Genomic DNA, 25,080 nt, shown 5'->3' with positions numbered 1-25,080 from the left:
GCGCACCATGACCGCTCATGCCCTGGCTCCCGGCGGGCGTAACGCCGCCAGCGGTTCCATTCGCGCCGCCTGGTTGGCCGGTAGCCAGGCGAACAGCAGCGCTGCCAGGCTGGCCAGCAGCAGCGAACCGACTCGCGCCCAAACCGGCGTTTGCAAAGGAATCTCCCATAGCTGACGGCCGAGCCAGAGCAGCGCCTCGCTCAAGCCCAGGCCAATCAGGCCGCCGGCCACGGCCAGTAGCGCCGCCTCGCCAACGAACAACAAGCGCACCTGTGCCGGGCGCGCGCCCAGGGCCTTGAGCAGGCCGATCTCGGCGGTGCGCTGGTTCACCGCAATCCAGGTCACGTTCATGATCAGGATGCCGGCCACCAGCAGGCTGATCGCGGCAATGCCGGCCAGGGCCAGGCCGAGGGCCCCGAGAATGCCGTCGAAGGCGGCGAGCATGCTGTCCTGGCTGATCAGGGTGACGTCGTCCTTGCCCTCGTGGCGGGCCTTGATGGTGTCGATAATCTGCCGCTTGCCGCTGGCGAGAAAGTGCGGCCCGCGCAGCTCGGCAAAGACCCGGAACAGTCCCTCACGGTTGAACAGCACCTGGGCGCTGGCCACCGGAATAATCAGCATCTCGCCGAAATCCATGCCCAAGGATTCGCCGCGCTCACCGAGAATGCCCACCACCCGGAAACGCCGGTCACCGGCGCGCAGCCACTCGCCCAATGCCGGGCCGCTGCCGAACAGCTCGCGGCGTAGGGTCGCGCCGATCACGCAGACCGCTTCGGCCTGGTCCAGCGCCAGCGCCGGAAGGATCTGACCCTGGCCCACGTCGAGCTGGCGGATGGCGAAAAATTCGTGGCTGGTGCCGAGGGTAAAGGCCTCGCGCGAACGGTTGCCGACACTGACCTCAACCTGCCCGGCCTGCAGCGGCGCGACCCGGCGCACGCTGGGCAGGCGGCCGATGGCTTCGGCATCGCCCAGGGTCAGGTCGCGGGTGGCCAGGCCGGTGAGCGGCGGCATGCCGCCGGTGGTTTCCTTGCGCCCCGGCAGGACGATCAGGGTGTTGCGCCCGAGCATGGAGAATTCGCCGATGACGAACTGCCGCGCGCCTTCGGCCAGCCCCGTGAGCAGGTTCACCGCGACCACGCCGATGGCCATGGCGAGCAGCAGCATCAAACTGCGCGAGCGGTGCCCGCGTAACGCGCCGAGCATCAGGCCGAGGGCGTCAGCCGCGCGCATTGCCCTGCTCCTGCTGCACATCTTCGATAATGCGCCCGTCGCGCATCCGCAGGCAGCGCCGGGCGCGGGCACCGAGGGCGGCGTCGTGGGTAACGATCAGCAGGGTCAGGCCCTCGTCGTTAAGCTCTTCAAGCAGGCGGATCACCTCGGCACCGGAATGGCTATCGAGGTTGCCGGTGGGCTCGTCGGCCAGCAGCAGCGCCGGCTGCATAACCATGGCACGGGCGATGGCGACGCGCTGACGCTGGCCGCCGGACAGCTCGGCCGGGCGATGGCGCACCCGATCACCGAGGTTCAGCCGCTCCACCAGGCGCGCGCTGCGGCGCTGGCGTTCGGCGGGTTCGATACCGGCCAGGAGCATCGGTAGCTCGATATTTTCCAGGGCAGTCAGGCGCGGGATCAGGTGGTAGGACTGGAACACGAAGCCGATATGGCGGCTGCGCAGTTCGGCCCGACGGATCTCGTCCAGGCTCGCGGTGGCTTCGCCATTGAGCCAGTACTCGCCGCTGTCCGGCGCATCGAGCAGACCGAGGATATTCAGCAGGGTCGACTTGCCCGAACCGGACGGTCCCATCACCGCCAGGTATTCGCCCGGGCTGACCTGCAGATCGACCTGATCCAGGCCCTTGACCTGCTGATCGCCGAGGACGAAGCAGCGGCTGACCGCACTCAGGCGGATCATGGCCCGGCCTCGTCCTCGGGCACCACCGCCACGCCATCGGCCAGCCCCTCCTGCTCCAGGCTGGCGAGAATGCGGTCGCCTTCGCTGAGGCCCTCGAGCACCTCGGTCCAGCGCCAGTTGGCCAGGCCCAGGCGCAGCTCAACCTCGCGCAGCACCCCCGCCGCCGGGTCATAACGCAGCACCCGGCTGCCCTCCAGCAGGCTTTCGGTGGCAATGCGCAGGGCCTCGGGGCGCTGTTGCAGAAGGATTTCCACATCGGCGCTGTAGCCGGTGAGCAGGGCCAGTTCGGCCGGCACCGGGCCGAAACGCACCTCAACATCGACGGTACGCGCCTGGCGCTCCAGGTCGCGCACAAAGGGCGCGATACGGCTGACCTGCCCCGCAAAGTGCTCGCCGCGAAAGGCATCCAGGCTGATCCGCACCGGCATGCCGGGCTTGACCCTGGCGGCGTCCACCTCGTCGATCGGCGCTTCGACATACAGGCAACTGTCGTCGATCAGGTCCACCGCCGGCGGGGTGGGAATGCCCGGTGGCGAAGGGGTGACGAACTCGCCGACCTCGCCACTGATCTCGGCGATGATCCCGGCGAACGGCGCGCGCAGGGTGGCCTGATCCAGCAACGCGCGCTGCAGGGCCAGACTGGCCTCGGTTTCGCGGATCGCCACCGCGGCCCCGCTACAGGCCAGGGCGGACAGGCGCGCGCGGGTGGCGCTCTGGTCGACCCGGTCTTCGGCCACCAGCTGACGCGCCTGCAACTGCGCCAGGCGCTGGTGGTCGCGGCGCTCCAGATCGGCCTGCAGACAGCGCTGCTCGCGCTGGTTGCGCAGGCCCAGCAAGCGCTCCTCGACCTCGCGCAGGCGCGCCTGCAATTCGTCCTGGCGCAGGCGCATCAGCACCTCACCAGCCGCCACCCGCTGGCCCTCTTCGACCAGACGCTGCTCGACCCGGCCGCCCTGATTAAAGGACAGCAGGGTACGCCGGCAGGCCTTGAGCGTACCGGCGCGGGTATTGGCCACCAGGCTTTCCACCGGGCCGCGCATCACCTCGACCAGGCGTACCGGCAGCGGCTGCGGCCGGTTCCACCACCACAGCCCTGCCGCCAGCACCAGCAATAACGGCACGGCTATCCATGATCTGCCCATCAATCCCTCCACAAGTCGCTTTCAGCCTAGGCCAGCGGGAACCGCGCAACAATGCGCCAGGTCAGTGAATGGGACAGCAACGCCTGGCCTTTGCCGGCAGGGCGGTTCACACTTTCAGCCAACTGCACGATCAAGGAACGCAATCATGAGCGGAGCCCAATCACGGCCACAGGTCGAACGGGTGGAAATCGACGAACTGCCCTGCTGGCGTGTACGCACAGCTACGGCGGAACTGCTGGTGGCGCAACAGGGCGCGCAGATCCTCAGTTACCAGCGCCATGGCGAACAGCCTCTGATCTGGCTCAGCGAGCAGGCCGAATTCAAGCAGGGCCAGAGCGTGCGCGGCGGCGTGCCGCTGTGCTGGCCGTGGTTCGGCGACCTGCGGCGCAACCCCCAGGCGGTACAGGCGCTGTATCAAGGTGACCAACTGGCACCGGCCCATGGCCTGGTGCGCGGCCTCGACTGGCAGCTGCTAGGCATCGACAGCCAGGACGACAGTGTCAGCCTGGAGTTCGTCTTCAACAGCGCCGAACAGCCACTGCCACGCTGGCCCCATGCGGCCGAACTCAAACTCGGCATCCGCCTGGATGAACGCCTGCACCTGAGCCTGAGCAACCGCAACCTGGGCGACACGCCCCTGACCATCAGCCAGGCACTGCACAGCTACTTCGCGGTTGGCGATATTCGCCAGGCCGAAGTCGAGGGCCTGCACGGCTGCCGCTATGTCGAAACCCTGGAAGACTGGCAGCAACGCCAGCAGAACGGCGCGCTGGGTTTTGCCGGCGAGACCGACCGCATCTACCTGGACACCCCGGCGCAACTGAGCATTCGCGACCCGGCCTGGCAGCGGCGGATTCATCTGCACAGCAGCGGCTCCGGCTCGGCGGTGCTGTGGACCCCCTGGATCGACAAGGCCCGCCGCCTGTCGCAGTTCGCCGACGCGGCCTGGCCCGGCATGCTCTGCGTCGAGCACGGCAACCTGCTCCACGACATGCTGGTGCTCGCCCCCGGTGCCCAACACCAGCTCAACCTGAGCCTGTGGGCCCAGCCCCTGACCGACTGACGCGCCACTCGCCTCGCGAGCCCCCACGGGCTCGCCAGCCAGGCATCGCGCGTTGCATAAGTGGCCCGAACAAAACCTCGGCTGGCTCACATAAACCAGCAATACAAGAGCAACTTCTGTGACGTGCCACTAGTTCGCCAGTAAGTGATTTCCTACATATATGGATTTATATCTCTTACAACTGCCGAACACTTTTCCACTTGCCTATTAGTTCGCCCAACCAACAGGAACCATGGTTCCATTAATTATTAGATTAATACGCCTCTCTGTTACATATTTCACACTTTGGGCGGTTGCTAGCCATTCGCCATGGGGCTAGGATGCCCACCTCACAAGGGATTTGCGCAAGTTGTTGCACATCCAAGTGCGCAAGAAGTTGCGCACTTGCGCTGTTTCAACACGACCGACCTGAGCCAGGCCGGAACTCACAAAGTTGTACGCGCACACACATTGAGTCATGGAATGACCTATTCAAACAAACTCACTGCTCATTATTTAGAGCTGGCCAAACTCCCTATAGATAAAGGGAATTTTGCCGGCGCTGACGTGCGTTATTCCAGTGAATACGAAGTCCTCGAAAACGAGCTGGGCAAGGCCACGGCGCTGCACGAAACGGCCGCCATCGACTGGCAGAAAGTCCGCGAAAACAGTGAGGTACTGCTCAGCGCCCACTCCAAGGATTTGCGCGTCGCCGCCTGGCTGATCTGGGGTCTGTACCAGCGCGAATCCTTCCCCGGTCTGCAGGCCGGTTTCAGCCTGCTGCACTACCTGTGCATCAACCATTGGACCGAGCTGCACCCCCGCAAACCGCGCACCCGCGCCGCCGCCATCAGCTGGCTGATTCCGCGTCTGGAGCAGGCGCTGGCCGAACACGTACCGATTGGCGAGCAACTGGCGCTGTTCCGCAGCCTGGCCGAACAACTGCGCGCCCTGGAAGCCTGCCTGGCCGAACACCTGGGTGAAGACGCGCCACTGCTGCTGCCGCTGTGCCGTCGCCTGGATGAACTGGTCAAGCGCGCCAGCCAGGGTCAGCCGGAACCAGGCTCGGTCGGCGCGGCGATTGCCCAGGTCAAGCAGGCCGCCAGCCAGATGCTCACCCCTGGCGCGCCGGTGGAAAGCGAAAAAGAAGCGCACAAGAGTCTGCGCAGCTTGCAAGACCAGGCCCGCCCACTCTGCGCCTATTGGCTGAAACAAAAAGCCAGCGACCTACGCGCCCTGCGCCTGGCCCGTACCCTGCTCTGGCTGCCCATCGACAGCCTGCCGGAACGCAACGCCGAACAGATAACCGCCCTGCGCGGCCTGCCAGCGGACAAGCTGGCCAGCTATCAAGAGCGTTACCAGAACGGCCAGTACGCCGACCTGCTGGTCGACCTGGAAGCCAGCATCGCGCGCGCGCCGTTCTGGCTCGACGGCCAGCACCTGGCCTGGCAGTGCCTGCATGAGCTGGATGCCGAGCAGGCCATGCGTGAAGTGGAAATCCAGCTGGCGCTGTTTCTGCAGCGCATGAACGGCCTGGAAGAGCTGCGCTTTCACGACGGCAGTGCCTTCGCCGATGCCCAGACCCGCGCCTGGCTCAGCTCCCATGTCATGCCGCACCTGCAAGCCCCATCCAGCGCCAGCGCTCCGGTCGCCCACGACGGCGACAGCCAGCCGGCCTGGGACCTGGCCCTGCAGGAAGTGCTACCGAAGCTGCGCAAGGACGGCCTGAAATCCGCCGTGCAACAACTCAAGCTCGGTCTGGCCAGGGCACGCGGCGGCCGCGAACGCTTCTTCTGGCAACTGACCCTGGCGCGCCTGTGCTACAGCGCGAAGAAATACGAACTGGCCAAGACCCAACTGGAATCACTGGACCAGACGCTGCAGGCCACCGGCCTCGGCGACTGGGAACCCGATCTCGCCCTCGATGTACTGCGCATGCTGCACAGCTGCTGCGAACTGCTGCCGCAGAACCATGCGGTGCGCGAACACAAGGAAGAGATCTACCGCAGGTTGTGCCACCTCGACCTCGAGGTGGTGCTGGAGTAGGCGCGCTCAGGCCAGGTGACGCCTCGTCGTCTGCCCTGAGCACGCCCCAAAGGCCCCCGGGCCATCAACGCAAAGGAGAATAACCATGGCCAAAGAAGGCTCGGTAGCCCCCAAGGAACGCATCAACGTCACCTTCAAACCCGCCACCGGCGGTGCCCAGGAAGAGATCGAACTGCCACTGAAACTGATGGTGCTCGGCGATTTCACCCAGCGCGCCGACGAGCGCAAGATCGAAGACCGCAAGCCGATCAGCATCGACAAGAACAGCTTCGACGAGGTCCTGGCCAAGCAGGAACTCAACCTGACCTTCGGCGTACCTAACCGCCTGCAGGACGAAGCCGAAAGCGAAGAACTGGCCGTACAGCTGAAGATCAACTCGATGAAGGACTTCAACCCGGCCAACCTGGTCGACCAGGTCCCCGAGCTGAAAAAGCTGATGGAACTGCGCGACGCCCTGGTTGCCCTGAAAGGCCCACTGGGCAACGCCCCGGCCTTCCGCAAGGCAATCGAAAGCGTGCTGGCTGACGACGACTCGCGTGAGCGCGTACTCGGCGAACTCGGCCTGGCTGCCCAAGGCAAGCTGGACTCCTGATTCAATTAACAAGGAAGCTAATTCATGAGCACTAGTGCAGCAGTAGAAAGCGGTCGCAGCGCCGCCGATCTCGGCATCCTCGACCGCATCATTGCCGAGACCAAACTGACTCCCGACGACGAAGCCTATGACATCGCCAAGCGTGGCGTGTCGGCCTTTATCGAAGAGTTGCTGAAGCCGCAGAACGAAAATGAGCCGGTGAAAAAGGCCATGGTCGACCGCATGATCGCGGAGATCGACGCCAAGCTCAGCCGGCAGATGGACGAAATCCTCCACAACGCCGAATTCCAGGCCCTGGAATCCTCCTGGCGCGGCCTCAAGCTGCTGGTGGACCGCACCAACTTCCGCGAAAACATCAAGCTGGAGATCATCAACGCCTCCAAGCAAGATCTGCTCGATGACTTCGAAGACAGCCCTGAAATCACCCAGTCCGGCCTGTACAAGCACATCTACACCGCCGAATACGGCCAGTTCGGTGGCCAGCCGGTCGGCGCGCTGATCGCCAACTACTTCTTCGACCCGAGCGCTCCGGACGTCAAGACCATGCAATACGTGGCCTCGGTCGCGAGCATGTCCCACGCGCCGTTTATCGCTGCTGCCGGCCCGAAATTCTTCGGCCTGGAAAGCTTCACCGGCTTGCCAGACCTGAAGGATCTGAAAGATCACTTCGAAGGCCCGCAGTTCGCCAAATGGCAGAGCTTCCGCGAGCAGGAAGATGCCCGCTACGTTGGCCTGACCGTACCGCGCTTCCTGCTGCGCAACCCCTACGATCCGGAAGACAACCCGGTGAAGACCTTCGTCTACAAAGAGAACGTCGCCAACAGCCACGAGCATTACCTGTGGGGCAACACCGCCTATACCTTCGCCAGCCGTCTGACCGACAGCTTCGCCAAGTTCCGCTGGTGCCCGAACATCATCGGCCCGCAGAGCGGTGGCGCGGTGGAAGACCTGCCGTTGCACCACTTCGAAAGCATGGGCGAGATCGAAACCAAGATCCCGACCGAAGTGCTGGTCTCCGACCGTCGTGAATACGAGCTGGCCGAAGAAGGCTTTATCGCCCTGACCATGCGCAAAGGCAGCGACAACGCCGCGTTCTTCTCCGCCAACTCGGCGCAGAAGCCGAAATTCTTCGGTACCAACGAAGAAGGCAAGACCGCCGAACTGAACTACAAGCTCGGCACCCAGCTGCCGTACATGTTCATCATCAACCGTCTGGCCCACTACCTGAAAGTGCTGCAGCGCGAGCAGATCGGCGCGTGGAAAGAGCGCACCGACCTGGAGCTGGAACTCAACAAGTGGATCCGCCAGTTCGTTGCCGACCAGGAAAACCCGAGCTCCGAAGTGCGTAGCCGTCGTCCGCTGCGCGCCGCTCAGGTCATCGTCAGTGATGTTGATGGTGAGCCGGGCTGGTACCGCGTCAGCCTCAACGTGCGCCCGCACTTCAAGTACATGGGTGCCGATTTCACCCTGTCGCTCGTCGGCAAGCTGGACAAGGAGTAAGCATCCTTATGGCTGGGTACGGAAGCCTATTCGAACGCCTCGGCGGTGAAGCCAGCCAACGCGCAGGCTGGAGCCGCGAGGTCGCCGTAATGGCGTCGGTGGCGACCCACCTGGCGAAAATGCTCAGCACCCGGGCGGGCAGCGTGCAAACGCTGCCCGACTACGGGCTGCCCGATCTCAACGATATGCGCCTATCGCTGCACGATTCGCTGCAGCAGGCGCGTATCGCTATCGAACGCTTTATCGAAGCGTACGAACCGCGTTTGCGCGATGTGCGGGTGATTTCCCTGCCCCGCGACAACGACCCGCTGAGCCTGGCTTTTGCCATCGAAGGCCTGCTGCAGGTCGAAGGCTGCAAACGCCAAGTCAGTTTCTCCGCGCGCCTGGACGGCAGCGGACAGGTCAAGGTCAATTAAGGAGAGCCCATGTCCGGTAAACCCGCCGCCCGCCTCAGCGATCCCACTGCCTGCCCGATTCCCGGCCATGGCACCAACCCGATCGCCGCCGGCTCGCCCAACGTACTGTTCGACAACCTGCCCGCCGCCCGCCAGGGCGACGCCTCGGCCTGCGGCGGTGCCCTGGCCAGCGCGGTAATTCCCACCGTACTGATCAACGGCAAGCCGGCGACCACCGTTGGCACGGTTGGTAGCCATGGCAATGTGGTTGTGGGGGGATCGGGGACGGTGATTATTGGGACCAGTGGGGGTGGGGCTGCGTTTAGCGTGCCTTCTGCCATGCCCGCGACTGCAGTAGCGGCGGTGGCAACGGCCTTGGTCGGTGCCCTGGTTCCAGCGGCGCAAGCGGCCGAGGCTTCAAGCACAGAGCTGGACTACCAACTCAGTCTGCAGCGCGGCGGCAATCGCATTCTGACGCCTCTACAAATTCCTGATTTCAAGGAATTGAAAGGTGGTTCAACGGAGAACAGCGAAACCATCGATTTTCTGGTGACCAACCGCAAACAACCTGCCGATAGCCTGACGCTTGAAGTGCTCGATGGTAGCACCCTGTTATATGCAGAACCCAACACCGCCACATTGCTGCCCGCTGGCGAGCATCTTTGGCAATGGGACGGTTATAACCAAGCTGGCGTGCTCGATACCAAGGTACTGAAGAGCCCCAACCTGAAGGTGCGTTTGACGGCAGTAAAGGGTGGCCAGCAACAGATCGAAGAACTCGCGCTCAGCAATGACGCCGAAGAGATTGAGTGGGTAGATGCCCGAATCGATCGCTCGACCCAGTTGGTTGAAATCACTCTGCGGCCAAGCTTTTCCGATGGAGGTGTATCGGGAAAGAACACCAACCTGACGGCAAAAACCTTCACCGAGTTACAGGCCATGGCCAAGGCGGGTATCGAACGTTACTGGTCGCGCGACGGCAGCCGCGCACAAGGCGTAGGCGCACCGATTCAGACGGCGAAGGGTGTTTACAAGGTTAAGGTAGTGGCGGATGTGAACACCAAGCCAAGCGCCAAGAACTTCCCTCTGATTTCCTCACTGAGCGCCGACTTTGGTCGTTCAACCAGTTTTGCCATGTTCAAGAAGATCTATCACAACCAGGGTTTTTGGAGCGCTGCCAATTATCCCGCGGGCTTCGCAGATGGCGATTTTGAACACACTGCCGCTCACGAAGTTGGTCACTTGATTCTCAACGAGTACGGCGATGGCGGACTGGTTCCTGAGTACTCCTGGAGTCACAAAGAAACCTCTACCGTCCTAACCCAATCCCCGGTAGCTAACCACCCTGTTCCGGGCAGTGGTGAAGTGGACGTGATGCACTATCACTCAGACTCTCCGAGAGGCCCGCGGGGCTATCAGGATTACTGGAACCGCGCAGTCGCCTCGGAACAAGATGTCAAAGGCCTGCTTTGGCTATCACGGGTGCAATTCGATGATTAAGCACCTCGTCCTGCTTTCCCTGTTCGTTCTCGGAGGTTGCACAGCGCAATCGAAAACGGTGTTTATCGCCGACCTGGAAAACCGTTGCAGCTACCCGGTCGACATCACCGCCTACGAGTACTCCAACGCCAAAGAGCCGTTCGTATTGAACAAGCGCGTCGCGGTTGGCGAAGTCATCGAAGTGCTGTCCTACATATCCTTCGACGATGAGTTGAAAAACAGCGTTCCCGATACTTATCGCCTCGACATCACCGCAAATGGCAATTCGCTGTCGCTCGACAAGCCAAGGTTTCTTGCACAGCTCGGACGCTCGCATCACGAACGCAGAGGTAACTCCATACACGCCTGGAAAATTCGTGACACCGCCCTGTGTCCATGACCCTACGCCCAAGGAAGAGCGCTTCGAATGTCTTTTAACCACTACTACCAGAGCGAACTCACCGCCCTGCGCCAACTCGGCAAGCGCTTTGCCGAGCGCAGCCCGGCGTTGGCACCGTTTCTTGGGCAGAGCGGGCGCGACCCGGATGTCGAGCGGCTGCTGGAGGGTTTCGCCTTTCTTACTGGGCGGCTGCGGCAGAAGCTTGATGACGAGCTGCCGGAGCTGACCCATTCGCTGATGCACCTGCTGTGGCCGAACTATATGCGCCCGCTGCCGGCGTTCAGCATGCTCCAGTTCGACCCACTCAAGCGTCCGGGCCCGGCCTTGCCGGTGCCGCGCCATACGCCGGTGGAGTCCAAGCCGATCCAGGGCGTGACCTGTCGTTTCCGTACCGCCTTCGCCACCGAGGTGCTGCCGCTGGCACTCAATGGCCTCGACTATTCGGTCAAGGGCGACGGCGCGCTGCTCAGCCTGCGCCTGGCGATGAGCGCCGATGGCCATCTCGGCGATCTCGACCTCAAGCAGTTGCGCCTGCACCTGGCCGGCGAGCGCTATATCAGCCAGTTGCTCTACCTCGGCCTGCTGCGCCATCTCGGCGGTATCCAGCTGGTACTGCTCGATGGTGCAGGCAAGCCCCTGGTCGATGCGCTCCAGCAGCCCGTTGCCACCCTGCAGTTGCCCGCCAGCAATGTACAGCCGGTGGGCTTCGACGAAGACCAGGCGCTGATCCCTTACCCGCTCAACACCTTCCGCGGCTATCGCTACCTGCAGGAATATTTCGCCTTCCAGGACAAGTTCCTGTTTGTCGACCTGCTCGGCCTGGATGCGCTCAAGCGTCTGCCAGTCGACCTGCTCAAACAGGCTCGCGGTATCGAGCTGCGTTTCGATATCCACAAGGCCGGCGTGCAACGTATTCGCCCGACCCTGGATAACGTGCGCCTGTACTGCACGCCGGTGGTCAACCTGTTCGCCCATGACGCCATCCCGATCCGCCTGGACGGCAAACAGGATCAGTACCTGCTGCTGCCCTCGGAGCTCGACTCCGAGCATTGCGGGGTGTTCTCGGTGGACCGGGTTACCGGCTGGAAGCCCGGCGGCAAGGGTTATGAAGAGTATGTGCCGTTCGAGTCCTTCGAACACGATGCCAGCTTCGATGTGCCCCACGCCCGCCCGCATTACAGCGTGCGCCAGCAGCCTTCAATGCTCGGCGATGGCCTGGAGACCTACCTGAGTTTCGGCCTGCGCAACCTCGATCAGCACGAGACGCTGTCGATCGAGCTGACCTGCACCAACCAGAACCTGCCGCGTCAGCTGGGCCTGGGCGATATCTGCCTGCCCTGCGAGGACACCCCGGAGTTCCTCAGCTTCCGCAATATCAGCGCCGTTACCCCCAGCTACGCGCCGCCGCTGCACCGCGATTTTTTGTGGAAGCTGATCAGCAATATGTCGCTGAACTACCTGTCGCTGGCCAACGTCGACGCACTCAAGGTGATCCTCGAAACCTACGACCTGCCGCGCTATTACGACCAGCACGCGGAGAAGGTCAGCAAGCGCCTGCTCGACGGTCTGAAAAGCATCAGCCACCAGCACGTCGACCGCCTGCACCGCGGCCTGCCGGTACGCGGGGTGCGCACCCAGCTGACGATCAACCCCGAGGGCTATGTCGGTGAGGGCGACCTGTTCCTGTTCGCCACCGTGCTCAATGAGTTTTTCGCCCTGTACGCCAGTTTGAATTCGTACCACGAGCTGCGTGTGCAGAGCACCCAGGGAGAGCTGTATCAATGGACGCCACGCATGGGGCAGCAGCCCCTGCTATGAGACTGCGCACAGAGACAGGCGCGCAGGTGGCAGGCAAGGCACCGGCGAACGCAGACATGCTTGGAACCGCACCCGACTTTACGAGGTGTAAATGAGCACTGCGATCTCGGCAGCAACGCCGCCTGAACAACATCTGGCCTTGACCGAGCCGGGGCTTAGCCGACTCAGCCGCGGCATCCGCGAGTACAGCCTGTTTCAGGGTGTGCAGCTGGTGCTGGAGCGCTTGCAGGCCGCCCATCCGGAGCTGGACGAGGAGGCGCTGTATCAACACCTGGAACTGCAGGCCAACCCGAGTATGGGGTTTCCCGGCAGCGATATCGATCGCGTGCAGTTCTTCGAAGAACACGGCGAGCTGCGCGCACGCCTGCGCATCAACCTGGTCAGCCTGTTCGGTGCTGGCTCGCCGCTGCCGGCCTTCTATGGCGAGCAGGCCCTGGGTGACAGCGAGGACGGCAATCCGACCCGGGCCTTTCTCGACCTGTTCAACAACCGCCTGCAACGTCTGCTGCTGCCCACCTGGCAAAAATATCGCTACCACGCGCGCTTCCAGAGCGGCGCGGCGGACCCCTTCTCCGAGCAGCTGTTCGCCCTGATCGGCCTGGGTGGCGCGACCATTCGCCAGGCCTCGGAGCTGAACTGGAAACGCCTGCTGCCCTACCTCGGCCTGCTCAGTCTGCGTGCCCACTCGGCGGCGCTGATCGAGTCGGTGCTGCGTTACTACTTCAAACACGCCGCGCTGCATATCGAACAATGCCTGGAGCGCCAGGTGGAGATTCTCGGCGAGCAACGCAATCGCCTCGGCCTGGCCAACAGCCAGCTGGGCGAAAGCCTGGTGCTCGGCGAGTTCGTGCGTGACCGCGGCGGCAAATTCCGCATCCATGTGCGCCAGCTCGGTTGGCAGCGCTTCCACGAATTTCTGCCGATCGGCAGTGGCTACCAGCCGCTCTGCGCGCTGGTGCGTTTCACCCTGCGCGACCCGCTGGACTACGACATCCGCCTGGAACTGCGCCAGGACGAAATACGCGAATTGCGCCTCGGCGCGGACAATCCTTGCCTGCTGGGCTGGACCACCTGGCTGGGGCGCGACAACGCCGACGGCGTGGTCACCCTCGGCAGCAAAACTCACTAGGGAAAGAGAGAGCAATGATCAACGTCGATCTGCAACAGCTGGTACAGGCCCTCGACGCCGCCACCAAGCATGACCTGGAAACCGCCGCCGAGCGCTGCGTGGTACGTGGCGGCAGCAAGATACTGGTCGAAGACCTGCTGCTCGGCCTGCTCGAGCGCCCGGACGGCCTGCTCGGCCGCGCCCTGCAGGACGCCGAAGTCGATGCCGGTGAGCTGGCCCGCGCGCTGCAACCGCGCGGCGAACACAGCGAGTCGCGCAACCCGGTGTTCTCCACCGAACTGGTGCAATGGCTGCAGGACGCCCTGCTGGTGGCCAACCTGGAACTCGGCCAGAGCCAGGTCGACCAGGCCGCGCTGATCCTCGCCCTGCTGCGCAACCCGATGCGTTATGCCGGCAGCCATTACCAGGCGCTGTTGGCCAAGCTCAATCCCGAGCGTCTGCGCGATTTCGCCGTGGCCCAGCAGCCCCAGGGTACCGCTAGTAAATCCGTGGCGGGCGGCGAATCGAACCTCTCGCGCTTTACCCACAACTTCACCCAGCAGGCCCGCGACGGCAAGCTCGACCCGGTGCTGTGCCGCGACGGCGCGATCCGGCAGATGATCGACATCCTCGCGCGCCGGCGTAAAAGCAACCCGATCGTGGTCGGCGAAGCCGGTGTCGGCAAAACCGCCATCGTCGAAGGCCTGGCCCTGCGCATCGCCGCGGGCGAGGTGCCGGACGCGCTCAAGGGCGTGGAACTGCTGTGCCTGGACCTCGGCCTGCTGCAGGCCGGTGCCAGCGTCAAAGGCGAATTCGAACGGCGCCTGCAGGGCGTGATCGATGAAGTCAAAGGCTCGCCCAAGCCGATCATCCTGTTTATCGACGAAGCCCACACCCTGATCGGTGCCGGCGGCCAGGCCGGTGGCGGCGACGCGGCCAACCTGCTCAAGCCCGCCCTGGCCCGTGGCGAGCTGCGCACCATCGCCGCCACCACCTGGAGCGAATACAAGAAATACTTCGAGAAAGACCCGGCCCTGGCCCGCCGCTTCCAGCCGGTGCAGCTGCTCGAACCCACGGTCGAGGAGGCGGTGACCATCCTCCGCGGTCTGGCCCCGGTGTATGAAAAGAGCCATGGCATCTACCTGCGCGACGACGCCGTGGTCGCCGCCGCCGAGCTGTCCGCGCGCTATCTGGCCGGCCGGCAACTGCCGGACAAAGCCGTCGATGTACTGGACACCGCCTGCGCCCGGGTGCGCATCAGCCTGGCCGCCGCGCCGGAAGCGCTGGAGCGCCTGCGTGGCGAAATCGCCGAAGGTGAGCGCCAGGGCGAGGCCATGGGCCGCGACCTGGAGGCCGGCCTGAATATCGATAGCGACGCCCTCAAGCAGCTGGAACAGCGCCTGAGCGAAGCCCGCGCCGAGCTGGAGCAGATCGAAACCCGCTGGGCCATTCAGCGCGACCTCGCCACCCGCCTGCTCGATCTGCGCAAGCAGTGCGCCAGCGCCCGGGCAGCGAGCAGCGAGGAGAACCCCGAGCACGCGGCCGACCTGCAACAACTGGAAGCCGAGCTGCGCGAGGTGCAGGTCGAACTGGCCAGCGCCCAGGCCAATGAGCGCCTGGTCAGCTTCGAAGTCTGCCCGCGCCTGGTGGCCGAAGTGATCAGCCACTGGACCGGCGTACCGCTGAGCCAGCTGGCCCGCGAACACAACAGCAAGGTGTTGAGCTTTGCCAGCGACCTGCGCCAGCGTCTGCGTGGCCAGGAGCAAGCCATCGAGGCCCTGGACCGTTCGATGCGCGCCACCGCCGCGGGCCTTAACCGCGCCGATGCGCCGGTCGGGGTATTCCTGCTGGTCGGCCCCAGCGGCGTCGGCAAAACCGAAACCGCCCTGGCCCTGGCCGATCTGCTGTACGGCGGCGAGCGTTTCCTCACCACCATCAACATGTCCGAATTCCAGGAGAAGCACACCGTCTCCCGGCTGATCGGCGCGCCGCCCGGCTACGTCGGTTATGGCGAAGGCGGCATGCTCACCGAAGCGGTGCGGCAGAAGCCCTACTCGGTGATCCTGCTCGATGAAGTGGAAAAAGCCGATCCTGACGTGATGAACGTCTTCTATCAGATCTTCGACAAGGGCGTGGCCAACGACGGCGAAGGGCGCGAGATCAACTTCCGCAACTGCCTGATCCTGATGACCAGCAACCTCGCCAGCGAGCGCATCGCCAGCCTCTGCCAGGGCGGCCAACGGCCGGCTGCGGAAGATCTGGAACAGGCGATCCGTCCGACCCTGTCGCAACACTTCAAGCCGGCGCTGCTCGGCCGTATGCGCGTGGTGCCCTACTACCCGATCGATGGCGAGGTGCTCAACGAGCTGGTCGGCCTCAAGCTCGCACGTTTCGCCGAACGCCTGGCCCGCCGCCAGTTGCAGTTCAGTCACTGCCCGGCGCTGCTGGCAAACCTGGCCGAACGTTGCAGCCACAGCGACAGCGGCGCACGCCTGATCGACCACCTGATCGACCAGCACCTGCAACCGCTGGTGGTCGACCGCCTGCTCGATGCCATGGCCAGCGGCGAAAGCCTGCAACGCGTACACGCCACCCTGGACGGCGAAGGAACGGTGGTCTGTGAGTTCGCTTAAGGTGCCGCCGATGTTCCATCAGGTGCCGCAGCCGCTGCACTATGCCGAGGCGCTGCTGCAGCGCTTCGCCGGCCTGGCGCGCACCGCCAGTGGCGAGGCCCTGCTCGGCGGCCTGGTCGAGGCCGCCGCGCAGCTTTCTGACTGCGGCCTGAGCCAGCTGTACCTGCTGGACGACACCCACACCCGCCTGACTCTCAGCGCCGAATGGCAGGACGGCGTGCTGCAACCACGCGCCGGCGCCAGCCTGTCCAGCGACTACGATGGCGAGCAGCTGCTGCAGTATTGCCTGTGCCAGAACCAGGTGCTGAGCCTCGACGAACTGGACGGCAACCTGCACCAGATCGGCTTCCTGCCCGAGGCCAGCGAGCCCTGGCGCAGCCTGCTGTGCCTGCCGCTGCTCGACGAACAGAAGCGGGTCAACGGCCTGCTCCTGCTCGCCAGCCAGCCGCCCCGCGACCTGCTCGGTTTCGCCGGCTCGCTCGGTCACCTCGGCAGCTTCGTGATCGCCCAGCTGCACCTGCTGCAGCGCCTGCGCACACCGCGCAGCGAGCAACCTACGCTCTACTCCAGCGTGCCCTGCGCCAGCGGCTACGGCCTGATCGGCGACAGCGCGCCGATGCGCGAGCTGTATCAGATGATCGGCAAGGTGCTGCACAACCCGGTCAGCGTGTTGCTGGCGGGCGAAACCGGCACCGGCAAGGAGCTGGTGGCCCGCGCCATCCATGATTGCGGCTTGCGCCGCAGCAAGGCCTTTGTCGTGCAGAACTGCGCTTCGCTGCCGGAAAACCTGCTGGAAAGTGAGCTGTTCGGCTATCGCAAAGGCGCCTTTACCGGTGCCGACCGCGATCACCAGGGCCTGTTCGATGCGGCCAATGGCGGCACCCTGTTCCTCGATGAAATCGGCGATATGCCGCTCAGCCTGCAAGCCAAACTGCTGCGCGTGCTGCAGGAAGGCGAAGTGCGCCCGCTGGGCTCGACCGCCACCCACAAGGTCGATGTGCGCATCGTCGCCGCCACCCACCACAACCTGCGCAACCTGGTGGAAGAAGGGCGCTTTCGCGAAGACCTGTTCTATCGCCTGGCCCAGTTCCCCATCGAACTGCCGCCCCTGCGCGAGCGTGAACAGGACATCCTGACCCTGGCCCGGCATTTCGCCGACAAGGCCAGCGCCTTCCTGCAGCGCGACCCTTGCCGCTGGGCCGATCGTACCCTCGATCATCTCGCCGGCTATGCCTTCCCCGGCAATGTGCGCGAACTCAAAGGCCTGGTGGAGCGCGCGGTGCTGCTGTGCGAAGGCGGCGAACTGTTGCCCGAGCACTTCAACCTGCGCCAGGACAGCAACCCCGACGACAACGGCATGAACCTGCGCGAACGCATGGAGCGGGTCGAGCGCAGCCTGCTGCTCGACTGCCTGCGCAAGAACCGCGGCAACCAGACCAACGCCGCCAGCGAACTGGGCCTGCCCCGGCGCACCCTGCTGTACCGCATGCAGCGGCTGAATATCAGCCCGGCTGACGTGTAAGGCTTAAGGAGAAGAGCATGTTCAACGCCGCCAATCAGACCCATTTCAGCCTGAGCATCGAAGGTGCCAGCCACGATCTGCAGGTGCTCGAATTTACCGGCCGTGAAGCCATCAGCCAGCCGTTCGTGTTCGAGCTGGAACTGATCAGCGAGCGCCCCGATCTCGACCTGGAAAGCCTGCTGCATCAGCCGGCCTTTCTCGCCTTCGCCCCCGGCGGCAACGGCATTCATGGGTTGATCTACCGCGTTGCGCAAGGCGACTCCGGGCCGCGCCTGACCCGCTATAACGTCACCCTGCGCCCGCAGCTGGCCTACCTGGCGCACCGCGTGAATCAGCGCATCTTCCAGCACCTGACGGTGGAAAAGATCATCAGCCAGGTGCTCGAAGAACACGGCATCCAGAGCAACGCCTACGCCTTCCAGTTCGGCCCAAGCGTTTATCCCGAGCGCGAATACTGCGTGCAGTACGACGAATCCGACCTGCACTTTATCCAACGCCTGTGCGAGGAAGAAGGTATTCACTACCACTTCCAGCACAGCGAGCAAGGCCATGTACTGGTCTTCGGCGATGACCAGACGGTGTTCCCGAAACTGCCGGCCACCGCTTACCAGCAGGACAGTGGCCTGGTCGCCACGGACCCAGTGGTCAAACGCTTTGCCCTGCGCCTGGAAACCCGCACCAATCGCGTCACCCGCCGCGACTACGACTTCGAAAAACCCAAGCTGTTGATGGAAGCCGCCTTCAACAGCGAGTTCCAGCCCGACCTTGAGGACTACGACTACCCCGGTCGTTTTGCCGAGCGCGAGCGCGGCAAACACCTGAGCAAACGCAACCTGGAACGCCACCGCAGCGACTACGAACTGGCCAGCGGTGAAAGCGACCAACCGCTGCTGGTCAGCGGCCACTACCTCAACCTCAGCACCCACCCGCGCGAGGAATGGAACCAGCTGTGGCTGCTGAACGAAATCTTCCACCAGGGCAAACAACCCCAGGTGCTGGAAGAGTCGATAACAGACTTCTCATCCCTCCGCGCCTCCTCCCCTCTCCCCCCGGGAGAGGGGCCGGGGGTGAGGGAAGCAGGCGACACGGACTTCATCCAAGGCTACCGCAACCGCTTCAGCGCCACGCCCTGGGATGTGCTGCATCGCCCGTCGCTAGAGCACCCGAAACCCAAAGTCCTGGGCAGCCAGACCGCCGTGGTCACCGGGCCGGCGGGTGAAGAAATCCACTGCGACCAGTACGGCCGGGTCAAAGTCCAGTTCCATTGGGACCGCGAAGGTCAGGCGGATGACACCACCAGCTGCTGGCTGCGCGTGTCCTCCAGCTGGGCCGGCGATGGCTACGGCGCTATCGCCATCCCGCGCATCGGCATGGAAGTACTAGTGACCTTCCTCGAAGGCGATCCCGATCAGCCGCTGGTCACCGGTTGCCTGTACCACAAGGAACATGTGGTGCCCTACGCGCTGCCGGCCAACAAGACCCGCTCGGTATTCAAAACCCTGAGCAGCCCCGGCGGTGGCGGCTACAACGAACTGCGCATCGAGGATAAAAAAGGCGAGGAGCAGATCTACCTGCACGCCGAGCGCGACTGGGACGAAAACATCGAGCACGACCAGAAAATCCGCATCGGCAACGAACGTCACGATACCGTCGAAGCCAACAGCTACAGCCAGTTCATGGCCGAAGAACACCGCACCACCCACGCCGACCGCAAAGTGGAAACCCGCAGCAACGACCACCTCACGGTCGCTACGACCCAACACGTGAAAATTGGCACCGGCCAGTTCGTCGAAGCCGGCAACGAAATCCACTACTACGCCGGCAGCAAAGTAGTCATCGACGCCGGCATGGAACTCACCGCCAGCGGCGGCGGCAGCTTCCTCAAACTCGACCCCGGCGGCATCACCCTCAGCGGCGCAACCATCAAGATCAATTCGGGTGGTGCGCCGGGTAAAGGTTCTGGACTGAAAATTCTATTGCCCGGTTTGGTACAACCAGCTGATACGGACGTAGCAGGTATTCCGCTGGAAGCCTTGGCCAAACAGCGCCGCGTGTTTATGCAAGCCAGTACAGGCATTTGCGAAGTCTGTGAAGCAGCCAAAAAAGCGGAGGAGACACTATGACTGACAACGGCGCGCTGTTGTTTGATGGTGCCTCACGTAAGCAAGCCGCCATGTGGCTGAGCCAGACCTATCCCGAGCATGGGTTGCGGCCGCTGCTTCACGGCACGCCATACGAGCCCTTGGCCGATATCGGGCCGATCATGCTGGAGGCCGCACCAGGCAGCCACTTACACAGTGCCTGGTCGCAGGGCGATGCCGGCCTGGAGCATGCCGTATGGCTAGCCACCGACTTACCGTCGGATCAGTTGTTCAACAGCCTGCAACGGCGCCTGCGCATTCTCTCCCCTGATGGCCGAGAGTTCTGGCTACGCCTGGCAGATGCACAACCACTACATATGGCATGGCAAGCACAGTGCCAATGGCCACAAGGCTTTTGGCACGGCATCACAGAAGTCTGGTTACCCACCCCAGGCGGCCCTCTGCCGACCTGGAGCAATGCCACCCCTGAAATTGACTGCACCGCCGCCATCCAGGGCATCAATGCACAGATAACGCTGGATTGGCCACTGCTGGAAGCATTGGCGCGCGATAAGGGCAGCACGCAGGAGATTGCCGTATGAACCACCCCGTTAACGCTCCCGCCAATCTACAACCGGCCGCCTGTCCACTGTTAACGGCCGTACTGCCGGTACGTTATGCCATTGGCCCTATCGATCCTCGCCACCCATCCAGCCTGGACGCCGCCACCCTGGGTTTACCGGCGGTTTCTGGCGCATTCCCCGACCTTGGCTCCGCTCACCCCCAATTGCAGGATCAGCCTCTGGGCTACGTACCACGTATGCTTCGCGACGGCTGGTTGTATCTGTGGGAACCATCGCTGCAAACCCTGAGCGAGTATCAGGTCAACGCCTCGCTACTCACGCCTACTGACCGTGGAGGTGTACCTCTAAGCCAGGAAGCACTGGCATACCTGATGCTTGAGGCGGGGGTGCCGGTGGGCTTGGCCTGGTCACCGGTACGTTGGAGTGACGCGCAATTTAGCGCCGCCGAGCAGCAGCCTGATGTCCGCCAACGGGTGCTCCGCGAACTGACCCCTGGCACCGGTAACGACAGTGGCCCGTTGCAGGCACTGCACCCGCAGATCGCGGATGTTAAACCCGAGAACTTGCGCTGGAGTAGCGCGTCCAAGCCAGGCTATTGGCTGCTGCAAGAGCCGCCACTCAAACGCATGCAGCGGTGTGAGCAGCAGCACTTCGCTCTGGTCGATGACCCCTGGGGCGTTTTGTTCGACCTCGCCTGCTTGCTTCGCACACGCAATCAGGCCTTCGACAGCCTTAGCCGACATCGTGCTGACGACTGGGCCATTGCCGCGACGATTAAAAATATCAGCGACAGTGACAGCGAAGTACGCGCACAACTCGGCTCAATACTCGACGTGACCCGGCTTCAGTTCACCCTGCAAGAACAGGAGGGTGAGCAAGAAACCCTGGATGCCGATCGACAGCGCATTGCCGAAATCTGGGCACAGTGGTTCGCCACCCTGGGCGGTAATACCCCCGCCAGCCTGGAAACCGCTTGCGGCCATTTCGACATTACCCAAGCAGATGCCCGCGACGCCTTGGAGGCCAGCTTCGCGGCCGCCTGCCTTGGGCCTGCAGCCACCTCTACCGGGCTCAAGGCCATCGAGTTGGCCCTCGACCCTGCCAGTACCACCGGCAAACCCTGGTTACTCTGGGCGCTACTGGGCGTGCGCCAGCGCATCGATCCTGGCCAACTCAAGCAACTGCTGCAGGTGCCCGAGAACCTGGCCACGGTGACCGATGACGTGGGCAAGGCTGCGGCCAGCTTTACCCGCGTGGTGGCACTGACCCGTGCATTGAATAGCGGTGCGCAGCGTCTTGACCAACTGTCTTTGGCTGCCAGTAGCGAGCCCTTACCTGCTGCGCTCGCACCCATCCTAGGTGGCCGCTTGCCGAGCTTGAGCACGCTGATTCACCAGCATACCTACACCTTGATGCTTGCCATGCTGGCGCGCAGCCAACAACAGATGGATGCCCTAGCGCTGACGCCGAAGCAAAGCCTGCTGTGGCTTAGCGAGCAGATGGGTCAGGGCCACAACAAGGGCCAGCGCCGCAGCCTGCGTAAACGCATTGAACAGCTGGAACGTGCCGAAGAGCGCAGCACGCGCACCAGCACACCCCAGGCACCGGTAAAGCACCCCGTTAGCACCGGGGTACAGAAGGAAATTCCGCACCTGCGCCTGGTGCCCAAGCCACAACCGGTACCAACCCATCCCCAGCCTGGTTATGGCAGTGAGGTACCGCGTACACCGAACAAACTCAGCAAGCCCGCCCCGGTGCTGCCCCCCATAAAGGCGGGTGCCATCCCGGACTTGCCGGGCAATATCGGCGATATATTCGATGACGCCCCCCTGAAAACGCTGATTGCGATGGTGGCGATGTGGAACTTGGGGGCTGTTGGCGGCCAGGCTTGGGAGAGTTCATCGAGTAAAAACATAATCGCAGGGGTCAGCGCTGCTTTTGCTACAGCGACCGCCGCATCCGCTATTTTTCAGCAATTGGCCGATACCAAGTGGGAGCGCCACGCTGCACAGGCAGGGAGAGTCAACCCGGAGGCACAAAAGCTATTAGCCAACGCCTTGGGGGCAGGTTCTGCAGCCATGCTCCTCCAGTCCATTACAGCCGGTATCGATGTGTTCTACTACGGCTGGCAGGCACTGGACGCCTACCGCATCGGCGACCTCGATACCGCCGGGGTGTACACCGGCCTGGCCGGTGCCAATATGGCCTATGCGCGTATATCGGTGCAGGCCGTGCGTGCCATGCGTATCGCCCGCATTGCGGTGCTGGCCGGCGAGGGCGAAGCCCTGGCCACAGGCCTGCGTGTGCTCAGCCTGCCGCTACGCCTGAGCCTGCTCGGTTTAACCGCCACCATCTTTCTGGGCATGGTTTCGCTGTTCTATACCCAGGACACTCCGCTGGAACAGTGGCTCAAACAAACCCGCTTCGGCACTCGTCCCGCCGATTGGGCGAGCAGCTATGCCGACAGCATGCGCGCCTTCTACCAGATCGTACTGCCGGTGCGCATAAGCCTGGAAAGCTGGACCGAACAGCGCTCCAACGCGGATGTCGTCCAGGAACGGCGCTTATACCTGCGCCTGCCCGGCCAACAGGTATACCGCCAGGGCATGGTCAGCTTTGAGGGGCACGAGGAATGGAAGCACAAAACCAGCCTGTTCGGCTCGGCCAGCCGTTGCATTCCCCTGGTCTGGGACGAGGAAGACCCCATTCCCTTCGACCTGGATAGTGGCACTCGCATAGCCCCGGAGCCGGATGGCAGCGTGCGCCTGCGCCGCGCTTACCATGACGATGGTCTTAGCACGCTGGTACGTGTCGTGGGCAGCCTGACCTATCAACCCATTGACGGCCTCTACCTGCCGCCCATCGATATTGACCTGAGTTAAACCATGACCGAAACGACCGCACCTCACCCCTTCGCCCAACGCCTGCAAGGCAGCCCGGAGAGCCGCTTGCTGTATGCCGACCAATCCACTGGCGCGGAGCTGCTGTGCATCCCAGAGGTCGAGGAGCAGACCGAGCATTACCTGGCCATCGAGCATGGCGATAGCGCGGACCGGGGGATGCTGACCGGTGCCTTGGCCGGTGTAGGAGGGGTGTTTTTGGGCGGCTTCTCTATTGCCTTTTATTTGGATAACCGACCCGAACCAGCGTTGACATGTTTTCTTATGGCTTTTGCGTGCTCTGTATTGCCCTTCCTCTGGGAAGTGCTTCGCCCCATGCCACTACCTATCCTGCTAAATCGCCGTACACGCGAGCTGTATTTCGAACAGGACGGCGAGCTGTACCACAGCTCCTGGGATGGGATCGCCGCAGCCGCCTATACCTTCGGCACCGTTGGCCCCTATACCGCAGGCATGCGCCACGCTTCTTTGGAAGCACTGCTACACCGCTATGGCCATCCTCAGGAACAGGTGCTCATCAACCTAGGCAGCCCTATTAGCAAAAGCCTAGAAATGCAGCTGGGTTTCTGGGAATACCTGCGCACCTATATGGACAAAGGCCCCTGGTTTGACGAACAGGGCAATCACAGCGAATCGGATGCCTTTATTCAGAGCCTGCTAGAGGTGCGCAAAAGTAAAGGTCAATGGGCGCGTCTCCACTGGGGACTGCTTAAGAAAGAGTACAAGGCCAACAACGGACGTAACTTTCTCAGTTATTCCGATTTTGCGTTGCTACTGGGTGGGATGCTTTTTTCGCCTTTCAATGCCGTACAAAACTTCACCTACGCCATCGCCAAGCGTCGTGCCCGGAGCCAATGGCCAACGCCGGTAAAAGAGCGCCTGCGCCCGGACGGGCCGAGCAGTCGGCTGATTGATCTGGAGCGGACATCTGGGCAAGGCGACTTTAAACCATGACTGAAATGACCACGTCGCACCCCTTCGCCCAACGCCTGCAAGGCAGCCCGGAGAGCCGCTTGCTCTATGCCGACCAAGCCACTGGCGCGGAGCTGCTGTGCATCCCAGAGGTCGAGGAGCAGACCGAGCATTACCTGGCCATCGAGCATGGCGATAGCGCCGACCGGGGGATGCTCACCGGGGCTTTGGGTGGGGGGGGGACATTTATTGCCTGCTTCGCTATCGCTCTGCTTCTGGATGGAGATATGTATTCGGGCGGTCGAATCCTTCTTGTTACCCTCGTAATGGTTATGGCTCCCTTCCTCTGGGAAGTGCTTCGCCCCATGCCACTACCTATCCTGCTAAATCGCCGTACCCGCGAGCTGTATTTCGAACAGGACGGCGAGCTGTACCACAGCCCATGGGATGGGATCGCCGCGGCCGCCTATACCTTCGGCACCGTTGGCCCCTATACCGCAGGCATGCGCCACGCTTCTTTGGAAGCACTGCTGCACCGCTATGGCCATCCCCCGGAACAGGTGCTGATCAACCTGGGCAGCCCTATTAGCAAAAGCCTGGAAATGCAGCTGGGTTTCTGGGAATACCTGCGCACCTATATGGACAAAGGCCCCTGGTTTGACGAGCAGGGCAATCACACTGAATCGGATGCCTTTATTCAGAGCTTGCTAGAGGTACGCAAAAGCAAGGGACAGTCCGTGCGTCTGTATTGGGGGCTACTTAAGGAGGAATACAAGGCCAACAACGGGCGCAACTTCCTCAGCTATGGCGACCTGGTATTGGTGATTGGCAGTATTTTGCTTCTGCCTGTACGCACCCTACAAAACTTCACCTACGCCATCGCCAAACGTCGTGCCCGTAGCCAATGGCCAACGCTGGTAAAAGAGCGTCTGCGCCCGGACGGGCCGAGCAGTCGGCTGATTGATCTGGAGCGGGCGGCGGGGCAAGACGGCTGATGAACAACTGCCTTGCACG

General features: G+C 63.0%; 18 protein-coding genes and 1 pseudogene. 16 read left to right on the top strand and 3 right to left on the bottom strand.

Translation table 11 applies throughout. The features are described from left to right. Positions 1 to 15: 15 nt before the first annotated feature. Genes VMP31_RS06365 through VMP31_RS06355 form a run of 3 tightly spaced genes read right to left on the bottom strand, consistent with a single transcriptional unit; the run spans position 16 to position 3,054 of the window. A complete protein-coding gene (locus VMP31_RS06365; RefSeq protein ID WP_325505218.1) occupies positions 16 to 1,230 on the bottom strand; it encodes an ABC transporter permease in 1,215 nt (404 codons plus the stop codon). Beyond that, entirely contained in the window at positions 1,217 to 1,912 is a 696-nt protein-coding gene (locus VMP31_RS06360) for an ABC transporter ATP-binding protein (protein ID WP_325505216.1), read from the bottom strand. The genes VMP31_RS06365 and VMP31_RS06360 overlap by 14 nt, the downstream gene beginning before the upstream one ends. Beyond that, the gene (locus VMP31_RS06355) at positions 1,909 to 3,054 is read right to left on the bottom strand and encodes an efflux RND transporter periplasmic adaptor subunit (protein ID WP_325505214.1); all 1,146 of its coding nucleotides are present in this window, start codon (positions 3,052 to 3,054) and stop codon (positions 1,909 to 1,911) included. Before VMP31_RS06355 ends, VMP31_RS06360 begins: the two co-directional genes overlap by 4 nt. A 145-nt stretch (positions 3,055 to 3,199) precedes the next feature. Between VMP31_RS06355 and VMP31_RS06350 the strand changes: the two genes are divergently transcribed. From VMP31_RS06350 to VMP31_RS06275, 16 genes and pseudogenes are all read left to right on the top strand, one after another. Beyond that, positions 3,200 to 4,117, top strand: a complete 918-nt coding sequence (locus VMP31_RS06350; protein ID WP_325505212.1) for a D-hexose-6-phosphate mutarotase — start codon at positions 3,200 to 3,202, stop codon at positions 4,115 to 4,117. Positions 4,118 to 4,579: 462 nt separating this feature from the next. Continuing rightward, positions 4,580 to 6,142: a type VI secretion system protein TssA gene (tssA, locus tag VMP31_RS06345; RefSeq protein ID WP_325505210.1), complete on the top strand. Its 1,563-nt coding sequence runs from the start codon at positions 4,580 to 4,582 to the stop codon at positions 6,140 to 6,142. 85 nt (positions 6,143 to 6,227) lie between these two features. Next, complete coding sequence (gene tssB / locus VMP31_RS06340) at positions 6,228 to 6,734, top strand: type VI secretion system contractile sheath small subunit (protein WP_325505208.1); 507 nt, start codon at positions 6,228 to 6,230, stop codon at positions 6,732 to 6,734. A gap of 24 nt (positions 6,735 to 6,758) precedes the next feature. Continuing rightward, complete coding sequence (gene tssC / locus VMP31_RS06335) at positions 6,759 to 8,234, top strand: type VI secretion system contractile sheath large subunit (RefSeq protein WP_325505206.1); 1,476 nt, start codon at positions 6,759 to 6,761, stop codon at positions 8,232 to 8,234. Between the two features lie 8 nt (positions 8,235 to 8,242). Continuing rightward, the gene (tssE, locus tag VMP31_RS06330) at positions 8,243 to 8,650 is read left to right on the top strand and encodes a type VI secretion system baseplate subunit TssE (protein ID WP_325505204.1); all 408 of its coding nucleotides are present in this window, start codon (positions 8,243 to 8,245) and stop codon (positions 8,648 to 8,650) included. A 9-nt stretch (positions 8,651 to 8,659) separates the two neighbouring features. Beyond that, positions 8,660 to 8,936 (top strand): annotated as a pseudogene (locus VMP31_RS06325) (PAAR domain-containing protein); the annotation flags it as partial. A 1,185-nt stretch (positions 8,937 to 10,121) separates the two neighbouring features. After that, entirely contained in the window at positions 10,122 to 10,508 is a 387-nt protein-coding gene (locus VMP31_RS06320) for a hypothetical protein (RefSeq protein WP_325505202.1), read from the top strand. A gap of 27 nt (positions 10,509 to 10,535) precedes the next feature. Then, positions 10,536 to 12,326, top strand: a complete 1,791-nt coding sequence (tssF, locus tag VMP31_RS06315; protein WP_325505200.1) for a type VI secretion system baseplate subunit TssF — start codon at positions 10,536 to 10,538, stop codon at positions 12,324 to 12,326. Positions 12,327 to 12,417: 91 nt separating this feature from the next. Next, positions 12,418 to 13,455, top strand: coding sequence for a type VI secretion system baseplate subunit TssG (gene tssG / locus VMP31_RS06310; protein WP_325505198.1), 1,038 nt, complete (start codon positions 12,418 to 12,420; stop codon positions 13,453 to 13,455). Between the two features lie 14 nt (positions 13,456 to 13,469). Beyond that, the gene (gene tssH, locus VMP31_RS06305; RefSeq protein WP_325505196.1) at positions 13,470 to 16,067 is read left to right on the top strand and encodes a type VI secretion system ATPase TssH; all 2,598 of its coding nucleotides are present in this window, start codon (positions 13,470 to 13,472) and stop codon (positions 16,065 to 16,067) included. Positions 16,068 to 16,077: 10 nt separating this feature from the next. Beyond that, a complete protein-coding gene (locus tag VMP31_RS06300) occupies positions 16,078 to 17,589 on the top strand; it encodes a sigma-54-dependent Fis family transcriptional regulator (protein ID WP_325506100.1) in 1,512 nt (503 codons plus the stop codon). Positions 17,590 to 17,606: 17 nt separating this feature from the next. Continuing rightward, positions 17,607 to 19,712, top strand: coding sequence for a type VI secretion system tip protein VgrG (locus VMP31_RS06295; RefSeq protein ID WP_325505194.1), 2,106 nt, complete (start codon positions 17,607 to 17,609; stop codon positions 19,710 to 19,712). Further along, a complete protein-coding gene (locus VMP31_RS06290) occupies positions 19,709 to 20,272 on the top strand; it encodes a DUF4123 domain-containing protein (RefSeq protein ID WP_325505192.1) in 564 nt (187 codons plus the stop codon). The genes VMP31_RS06295 and VMP31_RS06290 overlap by 4 nt, the downstream gene beginning before the upstream one ends. Further along, the gene (locus VMP31_RS06285) at positions 20,269 to 23,136 is read left to right on the top strand and encodes a toxin VasX (protein ID WP_325505190.1); all 2,868 of its coding nucleotides are present in this window, start codon (positions 20,269 to 20,271) and stop codon (positions 23,134 to 23,136) included. The genes VMP31_RS06290 and VMP31_RS06285 overlap by 4 nt, the downstream gene beginning before the upstream one ends. 3 nt (positions 23,137 to 23,139) lie before the next feature. Then, complete coding sequence (locus VMP31_RS06280) at positions 23,140 to 24,108, top strand: hypothetical protein (RefSeq protein ID WP_325505188.1); 969 nt, start codon at positions 23,140 to 23,142, stop codon at positions 24,106 to 24,108. Continuing rightward, entirely contained in the window at positions 24,105 to 25,061 is a 957-nt protein-coding gene (locus VMP31_RS06275; RefSeq protein ID WP_325505186.1) for a hypothetical protein, read from the top strand. Before VMP31_RS06280 ends, VMP31_RS06275 begins: the two co-directional genes overlap by 4 nt. Positions 25,062 to 25,080 lie beyond the last annotated feature (19 nt).

Origin of the sequence: Pseudomonas sp. (assembly GCF_035512415.1) — a bacterium.
GTDB lineage: Bacteria > Pseudomonadota > Gammaproteobacteria > Pseudomonadales > Pseudomonadaceae > Aquipseudomonas.
The sequence above is the reverse complement of the archived record's forward strand: the minus strand, read 5'-3'. Positions and strand labels throughout refer to the sequence as shown.

Coding starts and splice junctions, on each gene's coding strand:
- tssC (WP_325505206.1), top strand. CDS start 6,759: ATGAGCACTAGTGCAGCAGTAGAAAGCGGTCGCAGCGCCGCCGATCTC.
- tssE (WP_325505204.1), top strand. CDS start 8,243: ATGGCTGGGTACGGAAGCCTATTCGAACGCCTCGGCGGTGAAGCCAGC.
- VMP31_RS06355 (WP_325505214.1), bottom strand. CDS start 3,054: ATGGGCAGATCATGGATAGCCGTGCCGTTATTGCTGGTGCTGGCGGCA.
- tssB (WP_325505208.1), top strand. CDS start 6,228: ATGGCCAAAGAAGGCTCGGTAGCCCCCAAGGAACGCATCAACGTCACC.
- VMP31_RS06285 (WP_325505190.1), top strand. CDS start 20,269: ATGAACCACCCCGTTAACGCTCCCGCCAATCTACAACCGGCCGCCTGT.
- VMP31_RS06320 (WP_325505202.1), top strand. CDS start 10,122: ATGATTAAGCACCTCGTCCTGCTTTCCCTGTTCGTTCTCGGAGGTTGC.
- tssG (WP_325505198.1), top strand. CDS start 12,418: ATGAGCACTGCGATCTCGGCAGCAACGCCGCCTGAACAACATCTGGCC.
- VMP31_RS06360 (WP_325505216.1), bottom strand. CDS start 1,912: ATGATCCGCCTGAGTGCGGTCAGCCGCTGCTTCGTCCTCGGCGATCAG.
- VMP31_RS06295 (WP_325505194.1), top strand. CDS start 17,607: ATGTTCAACGCCGCCAATCAGACCCATTTCAGCCTGAGCATCGAAGGT.
- VMP31_RS06350 (WP_325505212.1), top strand. CDS start 3,200: ATGAGCGGAGCCCAATCACGGCCACAGGTCGAACGGGTGGAAATCGAC.
- VMP31_RS06275 (WP_325505186.1), top strand. CDS start 24,105: ATGACTGAAATGACCACGTCGCACCCCTTCGCCCAACGCCTGCAAGGC.
- VMP31_RS06300 (WP_325506100.1), top strand. CDS start 16,078: ATGTTCCATCAGGTGCCGCAGCCGCTGCACTATGCCGAGGCGCTGCTG.
- tssF (WP_325505200.1), top strand. CDS start 10,536: ATGTCTTTTAACCACTACTACCAGAGCGAACTCACCGCCCTGCGCCAA.
- VMP31_RS06365 (WP_325505218.1), bottom strand. CDS start 1,230: ATGCGCGCGGCTGACGCCCTCGGCCTGATGCTCGGCGCGTTACGCGGG.
- tssH (WP_325505196.1), top strand. CDS start 13,470: ATGATCAACGTCGATCTGCAACAGCTGGTACAGGCCCTCGACGCCGCC.
- VMP31_RS06280 (WP_325505188.1), top strand. CDS start 23,140: ATGACCGAAACGACCGCACCTCACCCCTTCGCCCAACGCCTGCAAGGC.
- VMP31_RS06290 (WP_325505192.1), top strand. CDS start 19,709: ATGACTGACAACGGCGCGCTGTTGTTTGATGGTGCCTCACGTAAGCAA.
- tssA (WP_325505210.1), top strand. CDS start 4,580: ATGACCTATTCAAACAAACTCACTGCTCATTATTTAGAGCTGGCCAAA.